General features: G+C 69.8%; 9 protein-coding genes and 1 pseudogene. 5 read left to right on the forward strand and 5 right to left on the reverse strand.

Annotated elements, in window-relative coordinates:
• Both CCR87_RS04510 and CCR87_RS04515 read left to right on the forward strand, forming a co-directional pair.
• On the forward strand, nt 1–694 hold a 694-nt coding region (locus CCR87_RS04510), incomplete at its 5' end, for an arylesterase (RefSeq protein ID WP_420850146.1).
• Nucleotides 695–871: 177 nt separating this feature from the next.
• Nucleotides 872–2167, forward strand: a complete 1296-nt coding sequence (locus CCR87_RS04515) for a DUF3422 family protein (RefSeq protein WP_201156379.1) — start codon at nt 872–874, stop codon at nt 2165–2167.
• 51 nt (nt 2168–2218) lie between these two features.
• Here CCR87_RS04515 and CCR87_RS04520 read toward each other — a convergent pair whose 3' ends face one another.
• From CCR87_RS04520 to CCR87_RS04530, 3 genes are all read right to left on the reverse strand, one after another.
• Nucleotides 2219–2767 carry an antibiotic biosynthesis monooxygenase family protein gene (locus CCR87_RS04520; RefSeq protein ID WP_201156380.1) on the reverse strand — a complete coding sequence of 183 codons (549 nt, stop codon included), beginning with the start codon at nt 2765–2767 and terminating at the stop codon, nt 2219–2221.
• A 25-nt stretch (nt 2768–2792) separates the two neighbouring features.
• Nucleotides 2793–3560, reverse strand: a complete 768-nt coding sequence (locus CCR87_RS04525; protein ID WP_201156381.1) for an FCD domain-containing protein — start codon at nt 3558–3560, stop codon at nt 2793–2795.
• A 150-nt stretch (nt 3561–3710) separates the two neighbouring features.
• Nucleotides 3711–4373, reverse strand: coding sequence for a YiaD family glycine zipper/OmpA-like lipoprotein (locus CCR87_RS04530; protein ID WP_201156382.1), 663 nt, complete (start codon nt 4371–4373; stop codon nt 3711–3713).
• A 171-nt stretch (nt 4374–4544) separates the two neighbouring features.
• Here CCR87_RS04530 and CCR87_RS04535 point away from each other — a divergent pair, with 171 nt between their 5' ends.
• On the forward strand, nt 4545–5882 hold the full coding sequence (locus tag CCR87_RS04535; protein WP_201156383.1) for an ATP-binding protein: 1338 nt from the start codon (nt 4545–4547) through the stop codon (nt 5880–5882).
• Between the two features lie 63 nt (nt 5883–5945).
• On the opposite strand, the pseudogene ilvC reads toward CCR87_RS04535, so the two are convergent.
• Nucleotides 5946–6937, reverse strand: a pseudogene (ilvC, locus tag CCR87_RS04540) (ketol-acid reductoisomerase).
• A gap of 221 nt (nt 6938–7158) precedes the next feature.
• Nucleotides 7159–7995 carry a hypothetical protein gene (locus CCR87_RS04545; RefSeq protein ID WP_201156384.1) on the reverse strand — a complete coding sequence of 279 codons (837 nt, stop codon included), beginning with the start codon at nt 7993–7995 and terminating at the stop codon, nt 7159–7161.
• Between the two features lie 421 nt (nt 7996–8416).
• On the opposite strand from CCR87_RS04545, the gene CCR87_RS04550 reads away from it, so the two are divergent.
• Both CCR87_RS04550 and CCR87_RS04555 read left to right on the forward strand, forming a co-directional pair.
• Nucleotides 8417–8785 (forward strand): response regulator transcription factor, encoded by a 369-nt coding sequence (locus CCR87_RS04550; RefSeq protein ID WP_201156385.1) that lies wholly within the window; start codon nt 8417–8419, stop codon nt 8783–8785.
• Nucleotides 8782–9148, forward strand: a 367-nt coding sequence (locus CCR87_RS04555) for a hypothetical protein (RefSeq protein ID WP_242511854.1), incomplete at its 3' end; no start/stop codon positions are given. The genes CCR87_RS04550 and CCR87_RS04555, both read left to right, overlap by 4 nt.

The following is a 9148-nucleotide window of genomic DNA, read 5'->3' on the forward strand; positions in this document are numbered from 1 at the left end:
TTCTGCGGCATATGGGGTCGGGGGCGGGATTGTCCATCGCCTTGGCCGCGGCGCTGTCGCGGGTGTGACGGCGCTGGCGCTGCTGGCGGTGCCGGTCGCGGCGCAGGACCTGCGGCTGGTCGCGCTCGGCGACAGCCTGACACAGGGGTACGGCCTGCCGGCCGAGGAGGGCTTCGTGCCGGTGTTGCAGGCGTGGCTGCGCGGGCGCGGCCATGACGTGGAGGTCATCAACGCCGGGGTGTCGGGCGACACCACCGCCGGGGGGCTTGCGCGGATGGACTGGACGCTGGCCGATGGGCCGGACGCGATGATCGTGGCGCTGGGGGGCAATGATCTTCTGCGCGGGATCGACCCGGCCGCCAGCCGCGCCAACCTGTCGGGCATCCTCGCGGCCGCCGACGGTGCCGGGGTGCCGGTGCTGCTGGCGGGCTTGCCCGCGCCGGGAAACTATGGCCCCGATTTCAAGCGCGATTTCGAGGCGATGTACGCGGATCTGGCGGAGCAGTGGGGTGCGATCCACTATCCCGACTTCCTCGGGCCCATCGGCGAGAAGGCGGCGGCGGGGCTGTCGCTGTCGGATCTGATGCAGGAGGACCGCATCCACCCCAACGCCGAGGGCGTGCGCCAGATCGTCGCCGCCATCGGCCCGGAGGTCGAACGCCTGCTGGCGCGCACAACCGCCCCCGAGGGCTGAGGTCGGCCGCGCGGTTGCGGGTGGTCGGGGGGAAGCGGCCGTGCGGCGTCCCGGCGACTGTCCACGCGGCATTTCTGCTGCGGTGCGGCATCTTCGCCCGCTGCGCGCGTTGGCAACGGCCGCGCGGGCGCGTAACCTGTCACGGGTCCGGATGCGCGGGCCACTCAGGAGCCGTCAATGCCGAACATCGAGGACCATCCGCTCCGCTTCACCCTGGCCAACGAGCTTCACGCGCGTCCCTTTCCGCAGGTGGAGGCGCCCTGCCAGGTGGCTTATCTGGCGGTCAAGCCGGTGACGGATGCGGCCCGGCGGGATCGGGGCCGCGACTGGACGCATCTGCTGGCGCTGCTGGATCGTTTCGGTGCGCCGCACCCGCCCAAGGGGGCGACGCATCACTTTGCCGACCTGGGCCGGTTCCGTCTGAAGTGGGAAAGCCACACCGAATTCGTCACCTACACCGCCTTTGTGCCCGGGGTGGGGCAGCGGCCGTTCGATCCGGCGGCGTTTGACGCCTTTCCCGCCGACTGGCTGGAGGAGGTGCCGGGGGTGCGGCTGACATCGATCCTGCTGCGCATCGATCACCTGCCGGACGACGAGGCGGAGATCAGCGCGCGGCTGGGCGACTGGTTCGTGCAGGAAAGCGTGGCGTGTTCGCGTGTGCCCGATGCGGGCGCCGTGATCGCCAGCGATTTCCGCATCGACAGTGCCGGGCACATGCGCATGGGGGTGTTTGCCGCATCCGGTGTCGGGCGCCGCCGTCTGGGGCGCCTCGTTCAGCGGTTGTGCGAGATCGAGACCTACAAGGCGCTGTCGATGCTGGGCTTCGTGCGCGCGCGGGAGCTGTCGCCGCAGATCGGAGAGCTGGACACCCGGCTGTCGCGGCTGGTGGGCACCATGACCGTCGTCGACAACAGCCGCCCCGAGGAGACGCTGACGGCGCTGCTGGGGATTTCCTCGGAGCTGGAGAACCTGCTGGTCAAGTCCTCGTTCCGGTTCTCGGCCACCTTTGCCTATGAGGCGATCCTGCACGAGCGCATCGAGGTGCTGCGCGAGGAGCGCATGTTCGGCCGCCAGACCCTGCAGGAGTTCATGCTGCGCCGCTTCGATCCGGCGATGCGGACGGTGAAGTCCGCCGATGCGCGGCTGCGCAACCTGGCGGACCGCTCGATGCGGGCGGGGACCTTGCTGGGGACACGGGTGGATGTCGACCGCTCGGCCCAGAATCAGCGGCTGCTGGAAAGCATGGACAAGCGTGCCGATACGCAACTGCGGCTGCAACGCACGGTCGAGGGGCTGTCGGTTGTCGCCATCAGCTACTATGCGGTGGGGCTGGTGGGAAATCTGGCCGCCCCGCTGGCCGATCCGCTGGGCGTCGGGCGGGGGTGGCTGCTTGCGATCCTGACGCCTCCGGTGGTGCTGGCGGTCTGGGTGTTGGTGCACCGCATACGGGCTAAGCTGACGTCGCATCCCTGAGGCGTCGCCGGTCGGCCGGGGGCCCGCAATGCGGGGACGGGTGGGCGTGTCCTATTGCGGCGCCGCCGCGCGGTCGGTCAGGCCATAGTCGCGGGTGATCGCGAACGCATGCGCCGCGCGCAGACCCGGGGTGGCGGCCACGGCCGGCAGCATGGCGCGGGCACGGGCGCTGTCGGCTGCCTCGATCAGGGTCAGCACCACGCCGTCGTCCGTCAGGCTCCGGTAGGCCCGCGCAGCCCGCTGATCGGCGAGGGCGGGCGCGGGGGCATCGGCCAGCACCGTCAGCACGGCCCGGGCGCCGGGGGCGTCGGCGTCCGTCACCTCGGTGCCGACGCGGATGCGATAGTCCGCGAAATGGACGCGCCGGCCGGCCTCCTGCGCGTGGCGATGGTCGGGGTCGCGCCGCCAGCCCAGGATCGCGTCCTCGTCCGCCCAGTGCTGGTGAGACAGGATCAGGCCGGGATCGTCCAGCGCCTCGAAGCGGTGCAGCCACCACAGCCCGGTGTGCCGCGCCAGCAGCGGGCGCAGCCGGGCGACATGGTCGAAGTAATGCGCCAGATGTCCGGGCTTCGGGCGCATCTCGAAGAACAGCGCGTGCATGGTACCTCCCGAGGGTGGGGCGTGGTCACAGGCTGCGGGCGTGCTCGAAGCGTTGCAGGGCGATGGCCTCGTGCTTTTCGCTGACCCGCAGGTCGGTGAGCGATCCGGTGACGTAGTCGAGGTGCGCCTCGATGGCCGCGCGGGCGGCGGCGGGATCACGCGCCTGGACGGCGGTGTTGATGGCGCGGTGCTGGTCCAGCAGCATGTCGCGGGTGGTGCGCTGGCGGAACATGGCCTGCCGGTTGTAGAACACGCCCGCGCGCAGCAGGTCGAACATCGCCCGCATCAGGTGCAGCATCACCACGTTGTGCGACGCCTCGATGATCGCAAGGTGGAATTCGGCGTCAAGGCGGGCCTCGTCGGTGGGGTCACGCTTGGAATGGGCGGCTTCCATCTTCTGAAAGATCGTGTCCACCACCCGCAGGTCGGTGTCCGATCCGTGCCGGGCCGCACGTTCGGCCGCGATTCCCTCCAGATCCCGGCGGAAGGAGACGTAGTCGAACACCGCCTCGTCGTGGCTGGCGAACAGCTGCACCAGCGCGTCCGAGAACACCGAACCCAGCACATCGGCCACATACACGCCCGACCCCGCCCGCGCCGCCAGCAGCCCGCGCGCCTGAAGATCGGCCAGCGCATCGCGCAGGCTGGGGCGCGAGACCCCCATCCGTTCGGCCAGTTCGCGTTCTCCGGGCAGGCGTTCGCCGGGGCGCAGGATGCCGCGCAGGATCAGAAGCTCGATCTGTCGCACGACGCCCGCGCTGAGCCGTTCGGCCTGCACCTTTCGAAATGGCATGGTGCCCCCCTCCCACTGGTCAAGGAATATGACCGGTGGGTGCAGGGCCTGCAATGGCAAAACGCCCGGCGGTGTGCCGGGCGTTCGGCCGTGCCCAGTGTCCTGTTGGGCCCTCAGTGTCCTGTTGGGCCCTCAGGTCCGGTTGGGCGCTCAGGTCTGGTTGGGGATGATGAAGATCTCCACCCGGCGGTTCTGGCGCCGCCCCTCGGGCGTGGCGTTGGAGGCGATGGGCTGTGTCAGCCCCGCGCCGGTGGCGACAAGCCGCCGTCCGTCCACGCCCGAATTGCGCAGCACCGTGGTCACCGAGGAGGCCCGGCGCTCGGACAGGCGCTGGTTGTGGGCGGCCGAGCCGGTGTTGTCGGTGTGCCCGGTCACGCGGATCGTGCTGTCGGGGTAGCGGTTGAGGCTGGTGGCCAGCACCCGCAGGTCCTGTTGCAGGTCGGGGCGCAGGCTGGCGCTGTCGATGTCGAACAGCAGGTCCTGCGGCATGGTCACGATCAGCTCGCGGCCGGTGTTCTGGATGTCGATGTTCTGGCCCATGTCGCGGCGCAGCTCGGCGGCCTGTGCGTCCAGCCGCTGTCCGATCACGCCCCCGATGGCCGCGCCGACGCCCGCGCCCACGGCGGTGCGGAACAACCGGTCGCCGCCCGAGCGGCCGCTGCCGGTCAGCGCCCCGGCGACGCCGCCCAGCGCGGCGCCGGTCAGCGCGCCCTGGCGGGTGCGGCTGTTGTCGTCGGTGGCGGTGGTGGTGGTGCAGGCCCCCAGGCCGAGGGCGCCACAGGCAAGAAGGGCCAGCGTAAGGCGGGGTTTCATGGCAGGATCTCCCAGAATGTGGGCCGGCGGGTGCAGGCACATCGCGGTCGCACTCTATCGCGTCGGAGGGGGGCCGCGCCAGTCCTTGCGTCGGCGCGGGGGGATCACGGCGGCGTTGGGCGCTGTGTGTTTGGGGTCGTGTGCGTGGTGTGGATGGCATAGGCTCGGGCCATGGCACGCCGAGCGCTCAAGACATTCCTGCCGCGGGGGCTGTATGGCCGGGCGGCGCTGATCCTGCTGCTGCCGATCCTGACATTGCAGCTGGTGGTGTCGGTGGTGTTCATCCAGCGCCATTACGACGGCGTGGCCGAGCAGATGACGCGCAACATCTCCGGCAGCCTTGCGTATCTGCTGCGCGAGGTGGAGCAGGCGCCGGACCGTGCGGCCGCGCGCAGGACCCTTGCGGGGCTGGTCGCGCCGCTGGGGTTGCAGGGGCGGCTGCCGACGGATGCGGTGCCGCCGGATGTCGACCGGCGCGCGCTGGACGACCTGACGGGGCGCGCGGTGATCGCCACCCTGCGCGCGGATCTGCCGGGGGTGCTGGCGGTCGATCTGGTCAGCGGCCGCCGCGAGGTCGGGCTGTGGCTGGAGACCGCGCACGGCCCGATGCAGGTCACGATGGAGCGACGGCGCGTGTCGGCGTCGAACCCGCACCAGCTGCTGGTCATCGTCATCGTCACGGGATTGCTGATGGCGGCGATCGCCTATGTGTTCCTGCGCAACCAGCTCCGCCCCATCACCCAGCTCGCGGCCGCGGCCGAGGCGTTCGGCAAGGGTCAGACGCTGCCCTATCGCCCGCGCGGCGCGACCGAGGTGCGCGCGGCGGGGCAGGCGTTCCTGGCCATGCGCGACCGGATCGAGCGCCAGATCGAGCAGCGCACCTTGATGCTGTCGGCCGTCAGCCACGACCTGCGCACGCCGCTGACCCGGCTGCGGCTGGGCCTTGCACTGCTGGGCGAGGGGCCGGACATCGACGCGCTGACCGGCGATGTGGAGGACATGGAGCGGCTGGTGGATGCGTTCCTTGCCTATGCCAGCGGGGCGGCCACGGACGAGGTGGTGCCCACCGACCTGAGCGGGCTTGCGCAAGCGGCGCTGGAGCGTGCCGCCCGGGCGGGCCTGTCGGTCGAGGCGGTCGGGATGACGCGCCCGCTGGTCGTTGCGCTGCGGCCGCTCCTGATGGCGCGCGCGCTCGACAACCTGATCGGCAATGCGGCCCGCTATGGCAGCCGCTGCCGGGTCACGCTGCGCTGCGCGCCCGGTGCCTGCCGCATCGTGGTCGAGGACGACGGCCCCGGCATCCCCCGCGATCAGCGCGCCGAGGCGGTGCAGCCCTTTGCCCGGCTCGATGCCGCGCGGAACCGTGACCGCCAACCCGGCGGCGGCGCCGGGGTGGGGCTGGGTCTGGCGATCGTGGCGGATGTGCTGCGCGGGCACGGAGGCCAGCTTCTGCTGGACGACAGCCCGGAGCTGGGCGGTCTGCGGGTGCAGATGGTATTGCCGCGCTAACGGCGCGCGGCACCGGATGTGCCGCGCGGTGGTCCCGGCCGCGGGGCGGCCGGGAGGGGGGCTTCAGTTCTTGGCCTTGTCGACCATGCGCCCGGCGGTGATCCAGGGCATCATGCCGCGCAGCTTCTCGCCGACCGCTTCGATCTGGTGGGCGTCGTTCAGACGGCGCGTGGCCTTGAACATCGCCTGGCCGGAGTTGCACTCCTGCATCCAGTCGCGGGTGAAGCGGCCGGTCTGGATGTCCGACAGCACCGCCTTCATGCGGGCCTTCGTCTCCTCGTAGGGCAGTCCGCGGTGTTGGAGATGGAGTAGTTCATGTTGGCGATGCCGCCCTCGTAGATCAGGTCCACGATCAGCTTCACCTCGTGCAGGCACTCGAAATACGCCATCTCGGGGGCGTAGCCGGCCTCCACCAGGGTCTCGAAGCCCATGCGGATCAGCTCCACCAGGCCACCGCAGAGCACCGCCTGTTCGCCGAACAGATCGGTCTCGCACTCTTCCTTGAAGTTGGTCTCGATGATGCCCGAGCGCCCGCCGCCGATGGCCGAGCAGTAGGACAGGCCCAGCTCCAGCGCGCGGCCGGTGGCGTCGTTGTGCACCGCCACGAGGCAGGGCACGCCGCCGCCCTTGGTGTACTCGCCGCGCACGGTGTGGCCGGGGCCCTTGGGTGCCATCATGATGACATCGACGCCCGGCTTCGGCTCGATCAGGCCGAAATGCACGTTGAGGCCGTGGGCAAACGCGATCGCCGCGCCGTCGCGAAGGTTGTCGTGGACGTATTTGCGATAGGTCTCGGCCTGAAGCTCGTCGGGCATGGTGAACATGATGAGGTCGCACCAGGCGGCGGCCTCGGCAATGCCCATGACCTTCAGCCCTTCGGCCTCGGCCTTTTTCGCGGACGGCGAGCCTTCGCGCAGCGCCACGACCACGTTCTTCGCGCCCGAGTCGCGCAGGTTCAGCGCATGGGCGTGGCCCTGGCTGCCATAGCCCAGAATCGCCACCTTGCGATCCTTGATCAGATTCACGTCGCAGTCGCGGTCGTAATAGACGCGCATGGGCCCCTCTCCCTCATTATTGCCCGCCGTTCGGACCCGAGCCGTCTAGACCCTTGCCGGGGGGCTGTCCAGCGAGGGCAGCCGCTTATCCCGCCTGATCGGGGCCGAACCGGCGCAGCGGACCGGCGGCGGCGCGCGGCCCACGGTCCGGACATGAAACGCGGCCGGCGTGATGCCGGCCGCGTCAGGTTCGTGCGATGTCGTGATCGACCGTGCGGGCCTCAGGCCTTGGCGGTCTCGCGGCGACGCCGGGCGATCGACAGCCCCCCCAGCGCCCCGAGGCCGCTGAGCAGCATCAGCGCCGGTGCGGGCAGCGGGATCGCCGAGATTGTCGGGTTGGAGAGGCCGACTCCATCATTGCGGGACTCACCGTTGGGGCCAAGGCTGCTGAAGCGGAACTCGACCGTGTTCCAGTTGCCGAGGTTGGCAAAGTCAGTTTCAAAAAGCCAGATCTGACCGTTGGGTTGCGCGGCGCCGCTGGCAACATGCAGATTGTCAGAGCCAATCTGCGCGCCGTCGACCCTCATTTCCACCCGCAACTGCCCCTGGGCGTCATTGGGGTCGGTGATGAACGCCCATGCCGACCGCAGCAGAGGATTGTTGGTGATCGTCCAGCTGAAACCATTGGTGTCGTTGGAGTCGAGGAAGTTCCCGGTCGCCGTGTACCGTCTTCCGTCGAAGGATCCGAGGGTGTCGAGGACATTGAAGCGGCCAAAGTAGTCGCCGGTCTGGATCTTGATTTCATCCTTGGGGGTCTGAGCCGAGTTGCCACTGCCGGTGCCGCCGATCCCGTTGAACACCCCGACGGACGTGGACAAGCCAGTGGTGTTGTCAATCGAGGTGCCCGGCGTGAAGCTCTCGAAGTTTTCCTGGGTGATGGTCTGGCCGGCGGGCGTGGTCGGCGCAGCGGGAAGCACGTTGCTTCCGCTTGGGGCCGAGATCCCGGGGATCCCGAAGGCGCCGGTCATGGTGAAGGAGCCGTTCTCGGAGGTGAAGGTGGTGGACGCCAGCGCCGTCGTCGCCGACAACAGCAGGGCAGGCAGGCCAGTGGCCAGCATTGTTCTCATGTTCATTTGAGCACCCGTGTACTAGGTTCAATAACGTAACGAATTGAACATAGTTTGGGGGTGGCCCGTCGGGCAATGCATTTCTGAAAACCAAGGTAAATTTCACGGCTCGGTTTAGGAAAAATTTAGGCAGATCTGCTCTTGGTTGAAGGGTTATGGTTAACTTTTGCAGACCGCGAAACGGCCGCCCGGATTTTCATCGGTCGTTTATCGCCCCGGGGGCGGGCTGGCCTGCGCCGGGGGTGAGTCGGGTGCACGGGATGCGCCCGGGGACCCCGGGGCGCGGCTGGGCTGCGTCGTCCGGCATGTGCGATGCCGCCGCCGCCGCAGGGCGTTTTGACAGCGGCGCGGTTCTTGGTGATAGTGGCGCCCTGGGAGTGAGGACCCACACCGCGGAAGGGGGAGCCGCAGGATGGGCAAGCGTGTCCTGCTGATCGAGGATGAGCCGAACATCGTCACCGCGATCAGCTTTCTGCTGACGCGGGACGGCTGGGACGTGCGCACCCATGACAACGGTGCCGACGCGGTGGAGGTGATCCACGCGGCGCGGCCCGATCTCGTGATCCTCGACATGATGCTGCCGGGGCGCACGGGGCTGGAGATCCTGCGCGCGCTGCGCGCGGAGCCAGGGACCGCGGCGCTGCCGGTGCTGATGCTGACCGCGCGCGGGCAGACCCATGACCGCGCGCTGGCCGAAAGCTCGGGCGCGAGCCGGTTCATGGCCAAGCCGTTTTCCAACACCGAGGTGCTGGCGTCGGTCCGCGAGATGGTCGGGCCATGACGCCGCCGCGCCCGGCGCTGTATCTGGCACGCGCGGGGTATCGGCGCCGCCGGGCAATGGATGCCGCGCGGCTGTTGCCGTTCGTGGGGATTTTCCTGCTGCTTCTGCCGCGCCTGTGGGGGGAGGGGGCGGTGGATGCCCCGCCCGGCGCCGCGACGGCGCGCGAGGGGGTGTACCTGTTCGTGGTCTGGGCCGGGCTGGTGGTGGCGGCGGCGGTGCTGGCGCGGTGGCTGCGCCCGGTGGCCGAGGGCGCCGCCGGGGACGAGATCGCAGCAGAGCCCGTCGCGGGCGGTCGATCGTCGGCCGTTGGGCCTTCGGTCGGGACTGGGTCCGTGACGGCCCCGCCCGATGCCCCGACCGATA

Origin of the sequence: Rhodobaculum claviforme (genome assembly GCF_016653255.1) — a bacterium.
In the GTDB taxonomy this organism is placed as follows: Bacteria; Pseudomonadota; Alphaproteobacteria; order Rhodobacterales; family Rhodobacteraceae; genus Rhodobaculum; species Rhodobaculum claviforme.

Coding starts and splice junctions, on each gene's coding strand:
- CCR87_RS04515 (WP_201156379.1), top strand. CDS start 872: ATGCCGAACATCGAGGACCATCCGCTCCGCTTCACCCTGGCCAACGAG.
- CCR87_RS04520 (WP_201156380.1), bottom strand. CDS start 2,767: ATGCACGCGCTGTTCTTCGAGATGCGCCCGAAGCCCGGACATCTGGCG.
- CCR87_RS04525 (WP_201156381.1), bottom strand. CDS start 3,560: ATGCCATTTCGAAAGGTGCAGGCCGAACGGCTCAGCGCGGGCGTCGTG.
- CCR87_RS04530 (WP_201156382.1), bottom strand. CDS start 4,373: ATGAAACCCCGCCTTACGCTGGCCCTTCTTGCCTGTGGCGCCCTCGGC.
- CCR87_RS04535 (WP_201156383.1), top strand. CDS start 4,545: ATGGCACGCCGAGCGCTCAAGACATTCCTGCCGCGGGGGCTGTATGGC.
- CCR87_RS04545 (WP_201156384.1), bottom strand. CDS start 7,995: ATGCTGGCCACTGGCCTGCCTGCCCTGCTGTTGTCGGCGACGACGGCG.
- CCR87_RS04550 (WP_201156385.1), top strand. CDS start 8,417: ATGGGCAAGCGTGTCCTGCTGATCGAGGATGAGCCGAACATCGTCACC.